Annotated in this window: 14 protein-coding genes; 11 read left to right on the top strand and 3 right to left on the bottom strand. The window is 40.6% G+C overall.

Annotated elements, in window-relative coordinates; translation table 11 throughout:
* Positions 1 to 90: 90 nt before the first annotated feature.
* Positions 91 to 243, top strand: a complete 153-nt coding sequence (locus LC608_RS09100) for a hypothetical protein (protein ID WP_229553216.1) — start codon at positions 91 to 93, stop codon at positions 241 to 243.
* Between the two features lie 184 nt (positions 244 to 427).
* Here LC608_RS09100 and LC608_RS37500 read toward each other — a convergent pair whose 3' ends face one another.
* Positions 428 to 1,177 carry a WGxxGxxG family protein gene (locus tag LC608_RS37500; RefSeq protein ID WP_374108384.1) on the bottom strand — a complete coding sequence of 250 codons (750 nt, stop codon included), beginning with the start codon at positions 1,175 to 1,177 and terminating at the stop codon, positions 428 to 430.
* Between the two features lie 1,685 nt (positions 1,178 to 2,862).
* Between LC608_RS37500 and LC608_RS37495 the strand changes: the two genes are divergently transcribed.
* From LC608_RS37495 to LC608_RS09070, 4 genes are all read left to right on the top strand, one after another.
* Positions 2,863 to 4,839 carry a PAS domain S-box protein gene (locus LC608_RS37495; RefSeq protein ID WP_229553214.1) on the top strand — a complete coding sequence of 659 codons (1,977 nt, stop codon included), beginning with the start codon at positions 2,863 to 2,865 and terminating at the stop codon, positions 4,837 to 4,839.
* 12 nt (positions 4,840 to 4,851) lie between these two features.
* Positions 4,852 to 6,366, top strand: coding sequence for an ATP-binding protein (locus tag LC608_RS09080; RefSeq protein ID WP_229553213.1), 1,515 nt, complete (start codon positions 4,852 to 4,854; stop codon positions 6,364 to 6,366).
* A 147-nt stretch (positions 6,367 to 6,513) separates the two neighbouring features.
* Positions 6,514 to 7,677 (top strand): bifunctional glutamate N-acetyltransferase/amino-acid acetyltransferase ArgJ, encoded by a 1,164-nt coding sequence (gene argJ, locus LC608_RS09075; RefSeq protein WP_229553212.1) that lies wholly within the window; start codon positions 6,514 to 6,516, stop codon positions 7,675 to 7,677.
* Positions 7,678 to 8,225: 548 nt separating this feature from the next.
* On the top strand, positions 8,226 to 9,428 hold the full coding sequence (locus LC608_RS09070) for an AAA family ATPase (RefSeq protein ID WP_229553211.1): 1,203 nt from the start codon (positions 8,226 to 8,228) through the stop codon (positions 9,426 to 9,428).
* Positions 9,429 to 9,432: 4 nt separating this feature from the next.
* Here LC608_RS09070 and LC608_RS09065 read toward each other — a convergent pair whose 3' ends face one another.
* Complete coding sequence (locus tag LC608_RS09065) at positions 9,433 to 10,392, bottom strand: response regulator (RefSeq protein ID WP_229553210.1); 960 nt, start codon at positions 10,390 to 10,392, stop codon at positions 9,433 to 9,435.
* 125 nt (positions 10,393 to 10,517) lie between these two features.
* Positions 10,518 to 12,482, bottom strand: coding sequence for a scytonemin biosynthesis sensor histidine kinase (locus LC608_RS09060; protein ID WP_229553209.1), 1,965 nt, complete (start codon positions 12,480 to 12,482; stop codon positions 10,518 to 10,520).
* A gap of 1,726 nt (positions 12,483 to 14,208) precedes the next feature.
* On the opposite strand from LC608_RS09060, the gene scyA reads away from it, so the two are divergent.
* From scyA to scyF, 6 genes are all read left to right on the top strand, one after another.
* Entirely contained in the window at positions 14,209 to 16,095 is a 1,887-nt protein-coding gene (scyA, locus tag LC608_RS09055; protein WP_229553208.1) for a scytonemin biosynthesis protein ScyA, read from the top strand.
* Between the two features lie 306 nt (positions 16,096 to 16,401).
* Positions 16,402 to 17,463 carry a tryptophan dehydrogenase ScyB gene (scyB, locus tag LC608_RS09050; RefSeq protein ID WP_229553207.1) on the top strand — a complete coding sequence of 354 codons (1,062 nt, stop codon included), beginning with the start codon at positions 16,402 to 16,404 and terminating at the stop codon, positions 17,461 to 17,463.
* A 26-nt stretch (positions 17,464 to 17,489) separates the two neighbouring features.
* Positions 17,490 to 18,458: a scytonemin biosynthesis cyclase/decarboxylase ScyC gene (gene scyC, locus LC608_RS09045; RefSeq protein WP_229553206.1), complete on the top strand. Its 969-nt coding sequence runs from the start codon at positions 17,490 to 17,492 to the stop codon at positions 18,456 to 18,458.
* Positions 18,459 to 18,547: 89 nt separating this feature from the next.
* Entirely contained in the window at positions 18,548 to 19,828 is a 1,281-nt protein-coding gene (locus tag LC608_RS09040; protein WP_229553205.1) for a ScyD/ScyE family protein, read from the top strand.
* A gap of 97 nt (positions 19,829 to 19,925) precedes the next feature.
* Positions 19,926 to 21,329 (top strand): ScyD/ScyE family protein, encoded by a 1,404-nt coding sequence (locus LC608_RS09035; protein ID WP_229553204.1) that lies wholly within the window; start codon positions 19,926 to 19,928, stop codon positions 21,327 to 21,329.
* Between the two features lie 173 nt (positions 21,330 to 21,502).
* Positions 21,503 to 22,684 (top strand): scytonemin biosynthesis PEP-CTERM protein ScyF, encoded by a 1,182-nt coding sequence (gene scyF / locus LC608_RS09030; protein WP_229553203.1) that lies wholly within the window; start codon positions 21,503 to 21,505, stop codon positions 22,682 to 22,684.
* Positions 22,685 to 22,915: the final 231 nt, after the last annotated feature.

Genomic DNA, 22,915 nt, shown 5'->3' with positions numbered 1-22,915 from the left:
ATGCCCTGGTATGATGTTAAGCTTTACGCTGGCGATCGCTTGATTGTTTTAGCCACAAGCAGTGGTTTGCAGCGAATTGAATAGGGTGAAATGATGCCTCACCTTTGGCAGGTGCAGATTGAAAAAGCTCTGACTACAAATGCTATTTATAAACATCAAGCTCAACGCCTTGTGCGTGAGTTAACAAAAATAGAAGTTTTAGCAAATGTAATCTTCATTGGGCAAGGCAGTAGCTTGGCTTGAGCGAACTAGCGTGTCTACCCTTTCTATGCGAGACGCTACGCGAACGGGGAACTCAAAAGTCAAAACTCATTATAGGGGCGCAATATCAATATATTGTCCCCCTCACATACATTTGGTTTAACCACTGTAATAGCCTGAAATTGAAACAAACAACAGTTATATGGCTCTTACAGTGTGGTGAATACTATCTAGAACGAGTACCTGTTACTTCATTAGGATCGTTATAAGCCCGCACTTTTTCGCGATTACGAGCTAGACCTGCTAAACCGGCTAAACCAAGTAAACCTAGCCAACCCCAATCGAAACCGCGATCGCTAGTTCTTTCGGAAGCTGCGACGCCTGCATTTCTATTAGTACCTGTAGCATCACTACCTGTTGTGCCAGTGCCTGTACCACTGCCTGTTGTGCCGCTACCTGTAGCATCACTACCTGTAGTGCCAGTGCCTGTACCACTACCTGTAGTGCCAGTGCCTGTACCACTACCTGTAGTGCCACCTATACCACTACCACCTGTACCACTTGCACCACTACCTGTAGTGCCACCTATACCACTACCACCTGTACCACTTGCACCACTACCTGTAGTGCCACCTATACCACTACCACCTGTACCACTTGCACCACTACCTGTAGTGCCACCTATACCACTTGTGCCAGTGCCTGTACCACTACCTGTAGTGCCACCTATACCACTTGTGCCACTTGTACCTGTGCCACCTATACCACTACCACCTGTACCACTTGTACCAGTACCTGTAGTGGCACCTGTACCACTTGTACCACTTGTACCACTACCTGAGCCACTGGCACTGGAGCCTCCGCTACCGCCTGAGCCTCCGCTTTGGGCAGAAACAGAAGGGGGTAAAGACAGAGAAGCGAAACTGATGGCAAAGACAGTAGCCAAAACAGCTTTAGATAAATCAAACGGTTTCATAGTTATGGTTCCTTTTATGTTCTGGATTTCTGTGGTTGATTGATTTTCAAAACCGATATTGTCTACTCAATCCACTGCTCAATTAGGGAATTCACAAGACAGATTGAGGAGTCTTTAACCTAGTTTCTTTGAGAAACTTGAAATCATTTTAAGCTCCCACACACAACAACTTAACTCTTGGTCAGATTCAAACTAATTCATAATCAGTAATCACTAATTAATGATATAGTTGTGAACCGATTAACAAAGTTGTTTGTTCACAACAACAAGGAATAATAATATTTATTTTTCATAAAATTACATTCACTTGCATCATAATTTTAATTACTTATTGTGAATTATTTTGTGATTCCTATCTAGGATAGCTGCTACTTTTGTACTGGGCTTCTACCATAAGAGTAAAGTCAATTCTATCGCAGGAACTAGTTTGACATTAAAAATGTTTAGTTTATGAACCTAAAGATAATTAAACTTTTTGGAGCTTGCAATTAGATAAGCAGGCTTCAAGATAAGCACAATCTTCACACTGAGTACTTTTCCCTGGATTGGTACATCCACAGGGAGGGTTCACAAAACATTCAGAATAATCTTTATGTGTTTGAGATTTTTTGAATATAAAGTATAAAGCTGCTTCTTGTAGACAAAAAACAAAATCTTTAACCATAAAATTCCGTACCAATCATAGTGAATCTAACGATTTTTTAGTTACTTCTTTAGATGCGTTAACTAAGTAGTCAATAATAATCAAGCTATGTTAAGTAATAATATAGAATTAATTAAAGTGGCTCCTTATAATGGCTCAAGCCATATATAAAAGACATGATGTATACCTTGCTTCCCCTAGAGGGTAAACTAAAAAATTTTTAATTATTCACATTGACTTACTTAATAAGTACAAGCGATCGCTAAGTTAAACAGGATTTTGATCGTAATCAATTTAATGACTTTATTTGCATTAATTTTTGCTAGTTGGGTAGAAATAAACTAGAAGGTTTTAATCAGACAGATGCTGCCAATACTTGAGACTAGATTAACAATGCTCTACAATCCTATTTCACCTGAGAACTTATAACTTCATACTCCAGGTGTGTCTTACATTAGACTTAAGGAATATTTCTATTGTCAGTTAGTTTGTTATCTCATTTCACTTAACGACTGATACAAATTCTTTCCCCTCTGCTTCGCTACTGGCTGCACGAACATTTAACTAAATCAGAGGAAACCGAACTTTTATAATTTCTACGTAGTATTAAGGTACTAATTTCGCAAACGCTAGACCGAGTATTTACTTAAAAATTCAGTACTAGTTATTTTATATAAGCGAAATATTACCGTGATTTACTAAAGGCATCTATATATATTAAAGAATTCATTTCAGAGAATCTACGGTAACAAAAACCAAAGCGATCGCGGTACTTTTATTTCAATAAACCTTACATCCTCAGCTTAAAAAACTCAGAAACTATGACAGATAGAGGATGTAAAAGCGCCAACTGCTATTCTGTACTAGCCTAACGCTAGTACGAGAAAGCTCTGACAAACGCCGAACGTGTTTTTCTTTAGAGTATCAGAAGCCACTCTCTAAGCCTCTGGGCGTCTACAGAGGTCTTAGTCTCAAAACCTCTTCCTTCGCACTTTGGCGCACTTTGGGCTTTGGTGAAGACTTGTGCAGTGTATAGGTTTTTATGATGGAATTTTTAAATAATTTTTTCTCTACTAGCCAGTTTATTCCCCACGGACATTGCTACCTCTGGAAACCAGGATTGGTATGGTTGCATCTGATTTCAGATGTGTTAACTGGATTTGCTTATTACTCAATTCCAGTAATGTTGGTTTATTTTGTCCGTAAACGGCGAGATGTGCCTTTCGGCTGGATGTTCCTAATGTTTGGCATATTTATCGTTGCTTGTGGCACAACCCATTTAATGGATGTGTGGACGCTTTGGTACCCTACCTATTGGCTATCAGGGTTAATTAAAGCTATCACCGCTTTTATCTCAGTATTGACAGCCATAGAACTTCTGCCATTAATACCCCAGGCACTGGCTCTACCGAGTCCTGCCCAACTAGAGGTTGCAAACTCCCAATTAGCAAAGGAAATTGCTGAACGCATACGGGCTGAGGAGGTGCTGAGGGAAAGTGAACAACGTTGGCAATTAGCTTTGCGCGGCAATAATGATGGGATTTGGGACTGGAATGTTAAAACCAATGAAATGTTCTTTTCGGTTCGCTGGAAGGAAATGCTCGGTTACGAAGACGAGGAAATTTCTAACTATTTAGATGAATACCTCACACGAGTGCATCCTGATGATCTTGACTGGGTAACACAAGCAGTTCAAGACCATTTTGCTCATAAAACACCGTTTTATGCTATCGAGTATCGATTTTTATGTAAAGATGGCACTTACAAATGGATTTTGGATCGAGGTCAAGCACTGTGGGATCAAGATGGTAACGTAGTGCGGATGGTAGGCTCACATACTGACATCACTGAGCGCAAGCAAGCAGAGAAGGCACTAAGTAGCCTACTTAACCAACTAGAAAGCAAGGTTGAGCAACGGACAGCAGAGTTAACAAGAATTAATCAATCACTAGAGGCAGAAATTACTGAGCGCCAGCGAATAGAACAAGCATTGCGAGAAAGCGAACAGCGATTCCGTGCTGCATTCCATCAAGCTGCTGTTGGCATCGCCCATGTAGCTATAGATGGAAGATGGTTGTTAGTTAACCAGAGGCTTTGCGATATTGTCGGTTATACACTAGAAGAACTACAGTTGCTAACTTTTCAAGATATTACTCACCCTGATGATCTTGATGCTGACCTGAAATATGTTGATCAGATTTTAGCAGATAATATTCAAACTTATTCGATAGAAAAACGCTATTTCTGCAAAGATAGCTCCATAGTTTGGGTTAATCTTACCGTATCTTTAATGCGCGAACCAAGTGGGGAGCCAAAGTATTTTATTTCTGTGGTTGAAGACATTAGCGAACGGCAAGCTGCACTGCGCGATCGCCAGCAGTGGGAGGAACAAATTCAAGCATCACTCTTAGAAAAAGAGGTGTTATTAAAAGAAATTTACCATCGGGTGAAAAATAATTTACAGGTTATTTCTAGTTTGTTAAGCTTGCAATCTGCTTATATCAAACATAAAGAGGATTTAGTAATATTCAAACAAAGCCAGCAGCGAATTGCATCAATGGCTTTAGTTCACGAAAAATTGTATCAGTCTCAAGACTTAGCAAAGATTAATTTTGGTGAATATATTCGAGATTTGGTAGCAAGTTTATTTAGTGCTTATGAAGTTAACGAAGATGCGATCGCTCTGAGAGTAAATATCGATGATCAAGTATTTCTTGGCTTGGATACAGCAATCCCTTGTAGCTTAATTATCCATGAACTTGTATCTAATTCTTTAAAATATGCGTTTCCAAAAGGTAGAAATGGTACGATTTATATCGAAATGAGCAAAAATATTGACCATCAGATTACACTTATAGTTAGTGATGATGGAATTGGTTTACCATCGAATTTCAATTTTAAAAATATGGCCTCTTTAGGGTGGCAGTTAGTAGATGCTTTAACCAATCAAATTGCAGGAGATATCGATATCCAAGGTGCTATTGGAGTAAAATGCCAGGTGAAATTTATATTAATATAAAATGACTAAAATATGACAAAGGGAAAAATTTTAGTTGTGGAAGATGAAGCTATTGTTGCTAAAGATTTGCAGCATAGACTGATAAAATTCGGTTACAGGGTTCCTGCTATCGCTTCTTCTCCTGAAGAAGCAATTAATAAAGCAGTAGAAATATCTCCCGATTTAGTGCTAATGGATATTAAGCTGAAAGGGTCAATGGACGGGATAGAAGCTGCCGAAGAAATCTATAAACGTTTGGATATCCCAGTAATTTATTTGACTGCTTATGCAGATGAAAACACATTAATTCGAGCTAAAATAACTGAGCCTTTTGCTTACTTAATCAAACCTTTTAAAGAAAGAGAACTACAAATAAATATTGAAATAAGTCTAACTAAACATAGTTTAAAAAGGCAATTAAAGGTAAATAAAAAATGGCTAGATGCACTTTTAAAAAGTATCAGCGATGGTGTTATTGCTAGCGACATGCAAGAATTGATAACTTTTATGAATCCGGTTGCTGAAAATCTAACCGGATGGAAACAAGAAGAAGCTTATGGTAGAAATTCATCAGAAATCTTCAATATTGCTAATGCAGAAACTCATAACTCTATTGAAAGCCCAATCATAAAAGTTCTTCAAAATGGTATGATCGTCAGTATTCCAGCAGAAACTATTCTGATTACTAAAGACGGTGGAGAAATCCCAATTGATGACAGTGTTGCACCAATCAAAGATGATCAAGATAATATTACAGGTGCTGTATTAGTTTTTCGAGATATTACTGAGCGCAAACGGGCGATTGAGGCGCGTCAAAAGCAAATTGAGCAAGAGCAACTTGTGGTGCAATGGGAGGAGATAAATCAACTCAAAACTGACTTTTTGAATTTAGTTTCCCATGAACTGCGATCGCCTCTAAGTAATATAAAGTTAATGATTCAAATGATACAATTATCTCCTGTTACTGAAGAAGCTGAACGCTATTTACAGTTGATGGAAGGTGAGTGCGATCGCGAGCTAGGATTAATTAACGATCTACTAGACTTACAACGGCTGGAAAGCTCATCCTATGCAGTGATGACACCTGATTCCTTGCTCTTACAACAGTGGTTACCTTGGGTTATTGAGCCATTTCAAATCCGTGTTCAAGAACATCAGCAAACTCTACAGATAAATCTCGCTTCAAATCTCCCGCCGTTGTTATCAGATGGCATTAGCTTGGAACGAATTTTAATAGAATTGGTCAATAATGCCTGTAAATACACACCTGCGGGTGGTAAAATTGCTCTAACTGTACATCAAAATTCCTCGGAAGCGCCGGCAAAAACTATTATTACTATCAGTAATTCAGCAGAAATTTCGGTAACAGAGTTACCACGAATCTTTGAGAAATTTTATCGCGTTACCAATGCAGACATCTGGAATCAAGGTGGTTCGGGATTAGGTTTACCTATAGTACAGAAATTAGTCGAACAACTGCAAGCAAATATTCAAGTAGAAAGTAGTAATGGATGGACGATATTTACGGTCACATTAACTGATTTATAGGTTTTTAGCTTCTATTAAAGTTTTATAAAATTTCTGCAACATATACATTGCTAGAAGCATATATAAGCCTCTACAACCGATTTATGTGTCATAAATATTTTTGTAAATGGTATGAGATAATTAATCTAAATTATTAAATTCAGAAAAATGTCATTACCTATATCTTCCACACCTCAAGGTTTTAGTGCATTTATCACTAATTTAGGAATACGAGATTCAACTGATGATTTTGTATTTATTAAATCATCAGTTCCTTGTGTTGCTGATGGAGTCTTTACTCAAAGTCTTTTTGCCGGGCCAAGCGTTACTATTAGCCGTAATAATTTAAAAGATTCACAAGCACAAGGAATTGTTGTTATATCTAAGAATGCAAATGTAGCTAATGGTTCTGTTGGTATCGCTGACGCCCAAGAGGTTCTGCAATTAGTTGCAACTGAAACTGGAATTGCTGCACATAATATTGTGATAGCTTCTACAGGTGTAATTGGCAGACGTTACCCGATTGAAAAAATCCGGGCAGGTTTATTAGGATTGGGGAAAAATTTGACTAATGCTGATTTTCATGCCGCAGCCCGTGGTATTATGACCACCGATACAGTACCAAAACTAGCAACACGACAAATAGGCAATGCCAAACTGGTAGGAATTGCTAAAGGTGTTGGCATGATTGAGCCTAATATGGCTACCCTCCTAACTTTCTTTTTTACTGACGCGGCAATTTCTGCAAATAGCCTTCGTTCTATTTTTCGCTCTACTATAGATAAAACCTTTAACTGCCTGAGTGTAGACACTGACACTTCTACTAGTGACTCCGCCGTGATTCTAGCTAATGGAATAGCCGGTGAAGTTTCAGAAGCAGATTTTGCCAGTGCATTGCAAGAAGTTGCACAAGAATTGGTGCTGAAAATTGCCAGAGATGCAGAAGGTGCTACCAAAATTATTGAGGTGACTGTAGATTCAGCGACTAACTATGCACAAGCTAAAACAGTAGCTAAAGCAATTGTGAATTCACCATTAGTAAAAACCGCCGTCTATGGAGCAGATCCGAATTGGGGACGTGTTGCTATGGCTATAGGTAAATGTGAAAATGAACAGCAGATAAATCCAGAGATAGTTGTTATTAGTTTTGATAATGTGAAAGTTTATCCTAATAGCTTAACTGATGAAAATCTGGAACAGTTGCGGCAAATCATGTCTAAAGAACAAGTAAGAATTCATGTTAGCCTCAATATTGGTGATGCCTCTGCAACTGTATGGGGTTGCGATCTTTCAGAGGGCTATATAGAAATTAATGGCAAATATTCAACTTGATTAATTAGAAAAGACGCGAAATTTTGCGTCTCTACATAGGTTGATACTACGGTTAATCGGAATCCAACCCTGGCAGCAGTTTTGTAAGGTGTCTTATGCCTTAGGCTAACGCACCATCCCATATTTTCGGTGCGTTATGGACATTAGCCCTAACGCATCCTAACAGATTCAAGGCTGGATGAGGTTTTCCTACTTGTGTGGGTAGCCCAGCCAGCAATGAGAGAAATGGCATCAGTCAAAATGTGGTTATGTGCTTTATCTTATGAGCAATTCCACGGTGATGGCATTAGTCCTCACCTAGAGATGGATAAATGGCGCAGGCACATTAAGAACTAATTGCTTTGTCAAAAAAGTTGACACAGGTAGTTGTTATGTATTATAGTATATTACATAAAGAATGAGTTAGATTAAAAAGGTTTCCTAGCCAGTACAGCGCGGTGAAAATAAAATTACCATTTGTACCCAATTAGTTAATATTACGAGAAAAATTTTTCAAAATCTCATACTTAACCTTAAATAACTCGATTAACGCTACATAACTAATAAATATGGATTTTGACTATTTTAGAAGTAATGAAGGCACTCCGACAAATAATACCCGACAAAGCTTGCTTGCTACTGGTTGGCGACCCTTTAACCGAGAATTAGACTGGGAGTTTTTGTGGCAACTGTTGTATAGTGACTCCCGCGAATTAACTCAAAAAAGTTTGAATTTAGCGAGTAATCTTGCTGATGTTTTGGGACGAAATAATTATGCTTGGTGGGCTAACTTATTAAATGTTGTATCTGAAAATACCCGCTACGAAGTTGAAAAGTTTTGGAATTACATCACGCCAGATCCTCAATCACCAGATCATCGCTACAAAGATGTTTTGAGTACGGAAACACCCATCGTTCAATTCGTTAGTCGTAGTAGCATTCCCATTGATTATGTTCTTAATCGACTACAAGAAATTACTGTACTACGAGTTTTAGGAGTGTTGGGTAATCCTGACATCATTACCCAGTATTACTCAGAAAGAGATTTTTATTTTCCTATAGATAGATTTGTTAGCTGGGAACGCTTAGACGTTATCAATACTGTTTATGCTTACTGGGCGAAGTATGACGTTTGGTTACAAATTGACCCCTACGATCGCGGGCGACGACAATATACTTTAATGGCGAAAAATCTCGCGCCACTAATTAACAAAGCGACTTACGACTTAGCAGTGATGCTGAGTGGATATCAAAGTCGTGTAGGCAAGGTTCACAGTCAATTTAACATTCGCTCATTTCCAGCAGATATCCAAAACTTTACTGATTCTGTACAACAAGCGATTCTGAATCAAAACCAGTTAGCGGTTGTTATACATGGGCAACCAGGTACTGGTAAAACAGTCTGGACACAAGCAGTAGCAAAAGAAATTCTTGTACCTTTGGGGTATGTAATTTTTATTTTAGATCATGATGCGATCGCTAACTTTGTCCCACCGACTTACATAGAGCGTATTTGTATCGTTATTAACGAAGCTGATAATCTAGCGCAAAATCGTGCTTCCGAGGTAGCGCAATACAATAACAAAACCGAACACATTCTGAGTTTGCTAGATGGCACTTTGTATCAGAGTGTAATTGATGAGTCTGGTATTCAGATGCAGCAACGCTTAGTTGTGTTGATGACTTGTAACACTACTGAAAGATTAGATCCAGCCATGTTACGTAAGGGCAGAGTAGATTTAATATATGAGTTTACGCAACTATTTATTTGAAGTTTCAGCAATTTTGCCAAATTTTTACCTGTTTTTGTGATACAAGTTGATGCTCTTTGCGCCAAGCTTGGGGAGGTAAACCGTGATGTTGGCGAAACTGGCGGGAGAAATGAGACACATCCTGATAGCCCAATGCTTTCGCTATTTTCTCAACTGTCTGCTCATTATTTTGGAGTAGAAAACGTGCTCCTGCCATCCGGCGTTTGACAATCCAGCAGTTTACAGTCTCACCTGTTTGCTTTGCTACTCTGTTAGTTAAGTAAGCAGGGGAGTAACCAACGGCAACAGCCACGTCACACAAAGTAATTCCTAGATGATAATTAGCTTCGATAAAGTCAAAAACTTCTTTTAATTGGGGAATGTAGGGAAAAATTGACTTGGGAGGGATCATGATTTCTGTATCAGGGGCTTCTCTAACAGAGGTTTCTCTACCAGAGGCTTCTGTACCAGAGGCTGACGCTCTTAACGTCGCTACCGCTTCGCCAACGCCAACACCACCACCAACAGCGATCGCTTTAGTATTATCTGCAAATACTGATTTTGGAGCTTTCTCCAATTTCATCGCCCACCAGTATTGGAGAGTAGCTTGCTTTTGTAAGCGAATAGCGATCGCTCTGAGCAATTCGTCTAGTGTAGAAGGTTTGGTAAGATAGTCGTCTGCTCCCAATTCCATAGCTTTGCGAACATCTGCTTTGGTACTACTACCAGTCAGAAAAATGAAAGGAATAATTGCTGTAACAGGATCTTGGCGTAGCGTAGTTAAAACGCTATAACCATCCATATCAGGCATTGTGATATCGCAAATTACTAAGTCGGGTATATGCTCTTGTGCTTGTTGGATACCAGCAAGACCGTTGTCAGCACCTATCGTATCAAAACCTTTAGCCTCAAGACCCATTAAATAAAGATTGCGGGTAACGTTATCATCTTCAATAACGAGAATTTTTTTAGGTGATTCTTGCATAATTTTGTATAGTCTTTGCGAAGTATGTAAATAGGCATGAGATTAACTAATTCGTTCCGAGAGTTATGATTGTTAAGCTGTTAATTAACAATTCTGTTAATTTAAACATTCATAACTCGGAACTACTAAAGCTCCGATTTGATTAATGGCAACATCACAGTAAACGTAGTACCCACACCCACTTGACTTTCTACAGAGACTTGACCGTGATGTAAATCTACAAGGGTTTTAAGAATTGATAGCCCTAATCCAGTACCAGGTATACTATCAATATTAGTACCACGGTAAAATGGCTCAAATATTCGTTGTTGATCTGCTACTGGAATACCGATCCCCCTATCTTTAACCTGAAAAATTACTTTCTCATTTTTGCAATAAAGGCTCAAATCAATTGCAATGTGCGAGGGAGAATACTTGATTGCATTGTCGAGTAAATTCTTCAAAATCGGCTCTAACAGTTTTTTATCTATGCAGGCTGTTAAAGAGTTATCTTTACTTACAAAATTAATTGGAATTTGCCTAACACTTATCTGCATTTGGGCAACTAAATCATTACAGAATCCAACTAACTCCAGTGGTTTGGGTTCACAGTTTATTTTTGCTGCTTCTGCCTTAGAGAAGAACAAAATATCATCCAACATCTGACTGAGTTGTTCGGTAGCTTTTTGAATGTGATCTAGTAGTGGTTGGATTTTCTTCTGTGTACGTTTGTCTACTTCTTCCTTTAATAAGCTATTAGAAAATGAAACAATATTCAGTGGTGTACGGAATTGATGGCAAACCATAGAAAGAAAACGCGCTCTGAGTTCGCTAAGTTGTTTTGCTTGTTCTAAAGCTTGGTTAAGACCTAATTCTGCATATTTGTAATCGGTAATATCAATGCCTGTAATCATTTCTACTGGTTTTCCCCCAAAATCCAGCCCTCCATCCAGCATTACAACCGCGCAAGCTAGCCAGCGCTCTGTGCCGTTTTTTGTCAGAATATTCATCTCCTGATATTCAAAGTTAGCTGCTTCACCCTGCTTACGTATCTGCCTGCGTTTTTTGTTTTTAATCAGTCTGCGAATATCAAAGCCTGTTAGCAGTTCTTCTTTTGTGTAGCCAGTGAGTTGCTCTACTGCTGGATTTATATAGCAAAGCCGCGCACCTTGAATCAGAAAAGTGCTGGTATCTGTCCTTTCTGCTAAAGTCCGAAATCTAACTGCGTTCAGTCGTAATGCTTCTTCAGTTCGTTTCGATTCAGTAATGTCCCAAATACTCCACACTCTACCAATAATTTTGCCATCGAGCCACTGAGGTTTAGAGTAGTGTGCAAAAACTCTTTCATCGTTCAATTCTAAAATGTCGTAGCTCTCGAAATCAGATTGGCTAGACACTTCCCAAATCAGCCGACTAAAGGCTTGGGGATCTTTAAGTTGCTTCTCAAAAAAGGCTTTGCATAGAGGACATTTCTTAGATAGTATTAGGGACTCCGGGATCTGCCACATATCCACAAATTTCTGATTCAAGCTCAGAATATCTCCCTCAAAGTTAACTGCAACAATACCAATGGCAGTAGATTCGAGAGTAGAACGAAGTAAAGAAAGAGATGTTTCTAGTTCTACTTCTTTTGTCTTGAGTAGAGAAAATTCCTGTTGCAAATTGTCTTTGGCATCCCTTAATTCATCAGTCCACTTTTGCACGCTCAGTTCTACTATTTCATCACTTATCTCACGAGCAAAAGCACAGCCAAATTCCATATCTTGTTGTTTTACATGGCTAATGGATATTTCTACCAGAAATATCCGACCTCTTTTTGTCCGGTAGCGAGATTTAAAGGTAAGGGAATTCTGGGAGCTAATATCTGACCAATTGTGTAGAGAAAAATCTATATCTATATCATGCAGCCTCATGGAAAGTAATTCCTCACGGGAATACTCAGTCATCCGACAAGTGGCATCGTTGACGTAGAGAAACTGTGCGTTTTCTCCTAAACAGAAGGCAGCATCTACAGAGTGATTTATTAGAGATTGAGCAAACTTCATCTCTACTTCTGGTTGTAGTACCCATTGATTATTTGATCTAGCTAATGTAGAATCGCCAGAATTCATATTCCTACTTCCTCCTGGTAATCAATCAGTACCATAGCCATTAATGAGTTAATAGTCATAACTTAGTCATAACTTACTAAAATCTTTGGGGCACCGTTAGGCTGTTCAAAAATAATATTAGTTAGTAAATTAAAAAATATTACTAAATCTGTTAACAAAACTTATCATACCAATAAAACAGGAATTATTAAACCAAATTTCCCTAAAAAAACTAAATATTTAAAATTTATTGTTCTTGTACCAAATAGCTTTTTATAGGTACACAAAATTTAGACGAATCAAATTTTGATTAGTCAAGGAATCTTATTAGATAAGAGTTCAAAACTTTTAATCTATAAGTAGAAAAGATATTTTACATTTAAATTACACCTGCACCAGAACCAACTTAAGGTTTATGGTTCACTAACTAAGGACTTTGACCAACTATTGGTGTAGAGTGGTTTGATTCTCAACATAAATAAATTTGCAGTGCTGGGTTTGGCTTAAATGAACAAATTTTACTCCTCAACTTATTTTCTTAAATTATCTTAACCTACTCTCCCAGGAATTTAACTACAGAAGAATATCTTTAGTCATCCGTCCTCAGAAGTACATTTATATTAGAGGTATCACAGCTAGTTTACGTGCGTTCAAATGCTTTTGTTACATAAAAAACACCTTTGTTGATAAAATACGGAATTGGCACTGTAATATAATGTCAAAAATAATAAATTTAATCAAAGAATCCCCTACTTAGTATTTAGCCATCTCTCAAAGGAAAGATAAAAGTTCAATAAATTGTGTGTTTCTCGTTACAAACAATTGCATCAATAAGTTCTGAGTGGCAATATAAAGACCGCCCAACTGTTGTAATTAGGCTCATGCTTTAATTTTGATAATTTGTAAAGGCGAGTTCAAGAGTGAATAATCAAGCTTTATTCTGGACTGTTAGGCTCCTTCAGGGTGAGCCTGGAAAACTAGGACTTACGCACTAAACATGCCCCAAACCCATTAACAACACGACTTTTAAGATTCTCCCAGTTGTATAAAGTGGCGTAGGTTGGGGGGAATCTAGAAGCAAAAGAATTGGCAACCAGATCAAAAGATTTTCTATTGTACATTCGGTAATGTGTTTTTGCAGCGTAGGCGTAGCCCGTCGTAGACATCGCAGTTTTCAGAATAACTAAGTTGGAAATGTCCTAATCACGATAAAAGCGAAAAAATTGACAGCCTTATCAAAAGATTTTTCATTGCAAATAGGTTCGTATTATAGTACCCATCACCATGTAAACGCCTCCCCAAGAGTCTCAGTAATTAGAGCAGCGTTATTAAACTTAACTATATTGAGTTTTGTAAAGTTTATGAGAAGCGCTTGAATTAAGGTTATTTGCTGGTTTATAGCCCTTTATATGGTTTATTTTTTCCCCGCCAACCTACTTAAGCACTGTAGTCATGATAGTAAAAACGAAAGATTTGACATCCTCATCAAAGAATATTTGATTGCACAACAGTCTTTGTGTCCCTTATTCTGGTCACAAGAAGCACAGTATTAATTACTGTATGCTTTCGGTAAAAGTTTTTGGTAATGCGCTCACAAGCATCAATCAGCAGGGATTAACCGTTTTTATGAACGACCAAGCTAGGTCATAGCTGTGAAAGCAACAGAGTCGTTTGTATTAAATATTGCCATCACTGTGATTGTAAACTAGAAAGACTTTGTGTAATTTTATGTAACTGCGTGAAACTAATGAGTCAAAATTATACTGGTTCAAACTCTCCTCTCATCACCACTGAGCCACACAAGGAATTTGCAGCAAACAGATATGTAGAATCTGTGTCTGACGTTTCTCGCCAGATTGATGAATCGGAGAATAACAACGAAATTCAGCCTTTTTTAAACGACGAAACACCCCCAACGCTCTCAGTTGCCGATGCGATCGCTCAGATGTTGGTAAATTTGGGAGTAAGCCACGCCTTTGGTGTTGCAGGTGGTGCGATGGCAAGCCTTTGGGGGGCGCTGTCAAATAGCAGCATTGACGTGTTGAACTTCCGCCATGAAGCAGGAGCAGCATTTGCAGCGACCGAAGCATACTTTGCCAATAATCGCCCTGCTGTAGTTTTTACCACAGCAGGGCCGGGGATCACTAATGCTCTTACCGGATTATTTGCGGCTCGTGGTGAAGGTGCAAAGGTGATTTTGTTGTCGGCTTGTACCTCAGCACCGCAGCGTGGACGTTGGGCAATTCAAGAAACCAGCACTTACACATTGCCCAGTGGGGGAATTTTTACCCCAGGAGCGTTATTCAACTATGCAATCACTGTTGAATCTGCGGCTCAACTACCGCAGATTTTCCGCAAACTTGCTTTGGCTATGGCGCAACCAGGCGGATTTGTCGCTCATTTGAGCATTCCTACTGCTGTGCAGACAAGTTTAGTTGAGAATATATCCTTGCCTCAACTAGATGTTACTCCGTTTCCGATGACTGCTTCCAAACAAGCGATCGCTAAATCTGTAGAGTTATTATCATCTGGCCCCTTTGCCATCTGGGTTGGTTTCGGTGCGCGTAACGCAGCAGAGGAAATCATTGAACTCGCTGAAAGAACGGGAGCAGCAGTCATGTGTTCACCCCGTGCTAAAGGTATCTTCCCTGAAGATCATCCCCAATTTGTGGGTGTTACAGGTTTAGGCGGTCATGCTTCCGTCTTAACTTATATGGAACAGCAACCTCCACTACGCACACTCGTATTAGGAACCCGCCTTGGTGAACCAACTTCCTTCTGGAGTTCGGCGCTAGTTCCACAAGGAGGTTTTGTCCATGTAGATATTGATCCCGAAGTGCCAGGTGTAGCCTATCCACACGTTGAAACTTTCGCAGTTCAGTCTGATATCAAAGCTTTTGTGGAAGAGTTGTTGCAGCAATTACCGGATGCTCCTGATTCCACAACTTTGTCACTACCTCGTCCAGAACCCAAAGCAATTGAACCTGCACCAGAGGTAGATTATCCTGTGCGGCCAGAAGTATTGATGGCAGCAATTCAAAAGATCATTGTTGAAGATACCGACGCCATAGTAATGGCGGAGTGTGGTAACTCCTTTACTTGGTCAACTCATCTACTCCAATTTTCCGAAGCCAATCGTTACCGAGTCAGCACCGGAGTTGGTGCAATGGGTCACGCCGTCACCGGAGTATTGGGTGCAGCGCTGGCTAGCAATAGCATAGCTGTAGGGATTGTTGGCGATGGAGCAATGCTGATGAATAACGAAATCAGCACAGCCGTGAAATACAAAATTCCCGCAATCTGGATTGTACTCAATGATGCGCGTTACAACATGTGCCATCAGGGGATGAAAATCTTGGGATTAAAGGGCGCAGATGCAACACTTCCACCAACAAACTTCGCCATGATTGCTCGTGGTATGGGAGCAGAAGCCCTCGTAGTCGTCAGAGAGTCAGAGATCGAAGCAGCATTACAACAAGCGATCGCATCAAAGGCTCCCTTTCTGATCGATGTAGTGATTGACGCTGATCGACCAGCACCCTCTGGTGCACGTAATAAAAGTTTAGCAGCACAAGGAGTCAAATCAAATTCGGCTAAAAATCCAGCCAAGCAAGTTTCATTTCCAATGGTTTAACTTTTAAACCTGGCAAATTCCTGCAATGGTTATAGACACTAAAACATCTCAACAAAGCGGACTTTCTAATCCATTTTGGATTAGTCCATTCAGCAAAAGACAAAGGATGAATTTAGAAATGGCAAAGGCTTCAATTCCAGCTAAAAAAATATACCCAATCAACTGGAACTTTTGCTTTTTGAACCTTAAGTCTTTTCTTACTTCATCCTATCTTAATATTCGAGAGTGTTTTTGTGTCTATATCTTTACATTTTGTAATGCAAATTACTTTCTCTAACCAATACCAAACAATATCGAGAGGTGAAAATGCTGCTATTTGAAACTGTTAGAGAAATGGGTCACGAGCAAGTTCTCTTCTGTCATGGTAAAAATCCCGAAATTAAGGCGATTATTGCTATCCATGACACGACCTTGGGTCCAGCGATGGGAGCAACAAGACTCTTGCCTTATGTCAACGAAGAAGCTGCTTTAAAAGATGCACTTCGTCTGAGTCGTGGGATGACATATAAAGCAGCCTGTGCGAACATCCCGGCTGGTGGTGGAAAAGCAGTCATTATCGCTAATCCTGAAAATAAAACAGATGATCTATTAAGAGCTTACGGACGTTTTGTTGATAGTCTGAATGGGCGTTTTATTACCGGACAAGATGTCAATATTACCCCCGGCGATGTGCGGACAATCAGTCAAGAAACGAAACATGTTGTTGGGGTATCAGAAAAATCTGGTGGCCCTGCTCCCATAACATCACTAGGAGTTTTTCTAGGAATTAAAGCTGCTGTAGAGTCTCGTTGGCAAAGCAAAAGACTTGATGGCATGAAAGTTGCAGTTCAAGGCTTAGGAAATGTAGGTAAAAACCTCTGCCGCCACTTACACGAACATGATGTCAAACTTTTTGTTAGTGATGTAGATCCAGTAAAAGCGGAAGAAGCAAAACAGCTTTTTGGCGCAACTATTGTCGAACCCAACGAAATTTACTCTCTTGATGTAGATATATTTTCTCCTTGCGCTTTAGGAGGAATTCTTAATAGTCATACAATTCCTTTCTTAAAAGCTTCTATTATTGCTGGTGCAGCGAATAATCAGTTAGAGAATGAGCAACTACATAGTCAAATGCTTGCCAAAAAAGGGATTCTTTATAGCCCTGATTATGTAATTAATGCCGGAGGGTTAATCAACGTTTACAACGAAATGATTGGCTATGACGAAGAAAAAGCTTTTAAGCAAGTGCATAACATTTATGACACATTACTAGCAATTTTTGATATTTCTAAACAGCAGGAAATTACTACCAACGATGCTGCTAAACGATTAGCAGAAGATCGCATTCAGAGCGGTAAACGAAACAGGACTAAAGCGATCGCAGCTTAATTGATTATTATCTTAAGGAGTAATAAGTGGAAAAGAATACCTTTGCAACCTCAGCTTACATTGCTACTTCACCAGAGAGCGCCTTTGAGTACCTTTGTAGTTTAAAAAACTTAGACGAATGGACGCTTTATAGCCGGATGAAAGAGCAAGTTGACGAAGATACTTGGCTCGGAACTGCGTCTGGCTATCATAAAAATCTCTATTATCATGTTAAAAAACTAGAAAATCCGCTTTTCTACGGTATTGAGTGGCACTGTGGATTAGAGTATCAGAAATATTATCAGGTTTACCCTGTTTTGCTGTTTCCCACCGATTACATCGAGCCGGGAACAGATGAAAAAGGCGTATACTTTCATTGGTTGAGCTTTGTCGATCCAAAACGACAAACTCAGATGATTATGCAGGGAATTCACACGGTACATACTTCCGAGTGTCGTTCTCTCAAAGGTAATTTGGAACGCAAAGCTGGTCTGACTTCAGCAGCCAAAGGTAGCCACTTTATCGATACTGACACCATCTATGTTGATGCCCCAATTGAAATCGGCATTGAATACTTAAAAGACCTACGGAACATAGATGAGTGGGCACACTTACTGCGACCAAATGGTGATATTACTTCTGATTCAGGTGAATTCAAAGATGAATATGACCAGAAAGTAAAAGTTTCCGTGCGGGTTCATAGTCTGAGCAAATACTACTTGCTTGAACAGGAACATTTTTATCCAGACTACGAATATTATCAGCGTTCTGTAGCGTTACTCATCCCAACCGCTTATGCATTCGCTGACCCCGAAGCTTCAGGTTTTATCCTACATCGAATCACATTCTGGAAAACAGATGGAACCGTCACCCACGGCAAACTTCAAATTGAAGACTTTGGCGCTGAGAGCATGAACATCAAACGTTTACTAGAAGCCAAAGCTGGCAACCTCCAATCATTTGACCGAGGAATGAGCTATCTACCAAAAACTCCAGAAGCACTAGTTACCCACTAAAACCTCAGCGCCCCTCTGCGCTTCCCTCAGCGTTACTCTGCGTTTAAAATTCACCCCTAAATTTCCCACGATTAGCTGTATTGCAACACATGAAACTGAAACAACTTACCATTACTATCCTCACTTTTTGTGTTGCCAGTTTTTCTGGAATCAAAGCTGCCTCAGCTGCATCCTTTTCAGTAATCGCCGACGGTCTATATAACGCCGGTGGTCTGAGCTTTAGCCCTGATGGTAATCTCTATGTTACAGAGGCGGGAATAGGGGGAAGCGGAGGTTGTGTTCCACCAGCAAGCGGTCAAGGTGATTCTTTATGCTATGGCACAAGTGGGGCAGTTACCAAAATTGAGAATGGTAAAACCGAACGCATACTTACAGGACTTCCTTCCTTAGCATTACCAGATGGTACTGGAGCCGCCGGGCCTCGTGATATCAAATTTGATGCTCAAGGTAAACCTTATGTTCTAATTGGGTATGGGGCTAATCCAGCCTTTCGCGATCGCAATTTAGGTAACACTGACCTCGGTAAAATCATTGCTCCCGACTTTAATACCAATTCCTGGAAGAGTGTTGCCGATTTAGCTAACTATGAGCTCGCCAACAATCCCGATGGTGGTGATGTCGGTAGCAATCCCTTGGGTTTCGTAATAGATGGCAATAAGTTAGTTGCAGTTGATGCAGGTGCAAACAACTTACTCAGCGTTAAGACTGATGGCAAAAATTTGCAGGCGATAGTTGCGTTTCCCCAAGACATATTAACTAATCCCGTCTTTCCACCCTCCGGTACACCATCCAATGAACCAGCACAGGTTCCATCCCAAGGTGAAGTGGTGCAATCGCAGTTTGCAACTCAACCAGTACCCTCAAGTGTGACCAAAGGCCCTGATGGCGCTTATTATGTCAGCCAATTTACAGGTTTCCCCTTTCCTGAAGGTGGGGCAAAAATCTATCGAGTCGGTGCTGATGGAAAACCAACAGTATATGCCGATGGTTTTACCCAACTCACAGACTTGGAATTTGATACTGAGGGCAATTTGTATGCTTTGCAGTACGCCAATCAGTCAGCTTGGAAGGGTGATTTTGATGGTTCTGTCATCAAAATGGCTGCCGATGGGACACGCACAACTCTTATGAGTGGGAATGGATTAGAGTCGCCTAGCGCCATGACTATTGGTGCTGATGGTGCAGTATACGTGACAAACCGAGGCGATCGCCCTGGACTTGGACAAGTTCTCAGAATTGAAAATATCAAGTCTGTCCCTGAACCGAGTTCTGCTTTAGGTGTATTAGCGATCGCTGCCTTTGGCGTTGGTTGCTTGCACAAAAGGAGAGCCACGAAACCTCCCATAAATGGAGCCGTGGCGCTCAAGTAAAGAGTTTCAAACCAATCCTAAGTTCCTCAAAGACTGGGATTCCTTGTCTTTAAAACCATAAAAGTTTCCACTTATTTAATTCTCAATCTCCAAAGGTATGAAACTCAAGTCATTTGCTCTTACATCTCTTACATTTTGTTTTGCTGCTATGTGTGGAACGCCATCTGCACAAGCTGCAACACTAACAACTATTGTCGATGGAATCAGTAATGCACGGGCTAATAGCTTTGGCCCTGATGGAAGTCTATACGTAGCAGAGCCAGGTATAGGAGGAAACGGGAATTGCCAGCCATCTCCAAGTGCAATATTTCAGCCTCTTTGTGCAGGCAATACTGGTTCACTCGTTAAAGTCTCACCAGACGGTACCAAAACGCGTTTACTCACTAACTTTCAGTCTGTCGCAGAACAACCCTCCGGCAACCAAGGAGCTGGTATTCAAGACCTGCAATTCGACTCTTTGGGAAATGCTTATCTTTTAACTGGGTTTGCTGGATATCCTGGAAACCGCGATAAAGAAACACTTGAACTTGGTTCTAAATCCTCTCTCCCAGAAACGCAACTTAAAGTTTTTCCGCCATCCGCACCCGATAAAGTTTTGAATGCCTCGAACTTAGCACAACTATACAAAGTTGACCTGAATACCGGCTCTCTCAACAGTATTTTCGACTTTGGCAAGTATGAAATTACCAACAATCCAGATGGTCAAGATGTAGTTACCAATCCCTACGATCTGACTATCGATGGCGATACTGCTTATGTCGTTGATGGAGGTGGAAACGCTGCTTACAGAATTAAACTTGATGGCAGTGACTCTGAAGCGATCGCAATTCCTAAGAAAATCGCTAGTGCCTCAGTGTTGCCATCTGCGCCACCAGGGCAAGAGTTACCTCCAGACCTAGTAGAATTACTTCCAGGACTAATAGAACTACTTCCTGGAGGACAAGTAGCGCTTCAATCAGTACCAACAGGTGGCGCAATTGGTCCCGATGGAGCTTTCTACGTTGGTGAATATACGGGCTTTCCTTATCCAGAAAATGAATCACGGATTTTCCGCATTGGCGAGGATGGAAAGCCAGAGGTTTTTCTAGATGGGTTTACGCACATCACCGACCTGACTTTTGATGAGAAAGGCAATTTGCTGGTCTTACAGTTCAGTGACGAGTCCCAGTTAAACGGTGACATCACAAATCTACCTGGTTCTCTCATCCAAGTTGCTCCTGATGGCACTCGCACAACACTCGTTGCAGCAGGCGAAGGGCTAGGTTCAGCTGATGGAATAGATATTGGCCCTGACGGCAAGATTTATATTACCAACCGTGGCGTCGGTCCAGAAAACGGGCAGGTTGTTCGGGTGGATGGTCTTGTTACACAAAAAGTCCCTGAACCTACTTCAATACTTGGCTTATTAGCACTTGCTAGTGTAGGCGCAACTGGTGCGATCGCCAAGCGCAAACGCCAACACAAGTTGGGTGAATTGCTACCCAAAGCAGAGACTGTCTAATTCCTCTTTACCTGGTGTCAGGTAATAGTTAGAGAATAGGCTGCTGCCTCACACAGAAAGTTGCATTTTAAACAGGAGGCAGCAGCCCAAATATTAGGGTTCCCGAACTAGGACTGGGAACGAATATTAGTCTAGGAAAGAGTATACACTCCTACAACCAGGACTTCAAACTTATGGGATTAGTCAAAAATTTCTCAATCGGTATTCTCGGTACTGGATTCATGGTGCTGGCAACGGCAGCCCAAGCCAATGCTGTAACATTAACTTACGACAGAAGTATCGGTAGTCCTGGCTTCGGCCCTGGAGAACTGTTTGTTCCCCAAGGCATAGCGGTGGATAGCCAAGGGAATACTCTCATAGCTAACGGACGCGGTATTAACCCGGCGGATGGTACTCCTAACTACAACCTTGGTAACAAAATTGAAAAATTTAGTCCAACAGGTCAGTATATTGGAGCAATTGGCTCTGGCGGCACAGGGCCTGGGCAGTTTGACGAGCCAACAACTGTAGACTTTAATCCCGTAACAGGGGATCTGTATTCAGGTGATGTTTACAACAACCGCATCAATCAATTCGATTCTCAGGGTAATTTTATTAGATCCTTTGCAAATGGGGATTTTACCCCTCTGGTAGAGGGTAGGTTTTTCTTTGGACCATCTGGTTTGACATTTGACAAAACTGGCAACGTTTACGTAGGTGATTTTAACGGCGAAAGAATCCTTAAATTCACACCAGACGGACAGCCAATTGGTGTCATTGGTGGTACTGTTGGCACTGCACCTGGGCAATTCCAAGGTGTAGCAGGTGTAAGAATTTCCCCCGTTAGTGGAAATATCTTTGTAGCTGACCAGTATAACAATCGCGTTCAAGTACTCGATCCAAATGGTAACCCTCTGTTGGCATTTGGTTCAGCAGGTAGCGGACCTGGACAGCTTCTTCAGCCAATTGGCATCGAAGTGGACGAGGAAGAGAATGTTTATGTAGCTGATTCTATCAATAGCCGCGTTCAGGTATTCGATAAAAACGGTAACTTTTTGACTTCCTTCGGTCAACCAGCCCTAGATGCATCAGGTAACCCTGTACCGCCTCCAGCATTAACTGGCCCTCCTTTTGGCAACCCCCTCGACCTCACACCAGGCAGATTTAACTGGACGGGTGGTACAAGCCTCAAAGATGGCAAGCTTTATGTGGGCGATTTCTTCCAAGGTCGCGTCCAAGTGCTAAACGTAGAAGACACAACTAAAGTACCTGAACCTAGTTCAGCATTGAGTTTAGCATTACTCGGACTTGCTGCTGTCACCGTCACATTGCGGAAACGTGGACAACAAAAGCCAATCTTCAGTTTAGAGAAGTAACTGCAAAAATAGTGCTGAGTTCTGATGCTTGAGTAACAGTTTCGTCGGGTGCGTTATGCCCTTGGCTAACGCACCATCTCAATAAATTCGATACCGTACTCTCGGCGGTAACATACCCTACGAAAGTTTGTAAGAAAATTTCAGGTTATTAAATCTGGAACAAGGGAGATAAAAGCTGGATAACACAATAAGGCCAACATTATCAAGGTGCTTTCAGGACATTAAGAGTTC

It is taken from the genome of Nostoc sp. XA010 (assembly GCF_020829625.1).
In the GTDB taxonomy this organism is placed as follows: domain Bacteria; phylum Cyanobacteriota; class Cyanobacteriia; order Cyanobacteriales; family Nostocaceae; genus Nostoc.
Note: the sequence above shows the minus strand (reverse complement) of the source record. Positions and strands in the feature narration are given on the sequence as shown.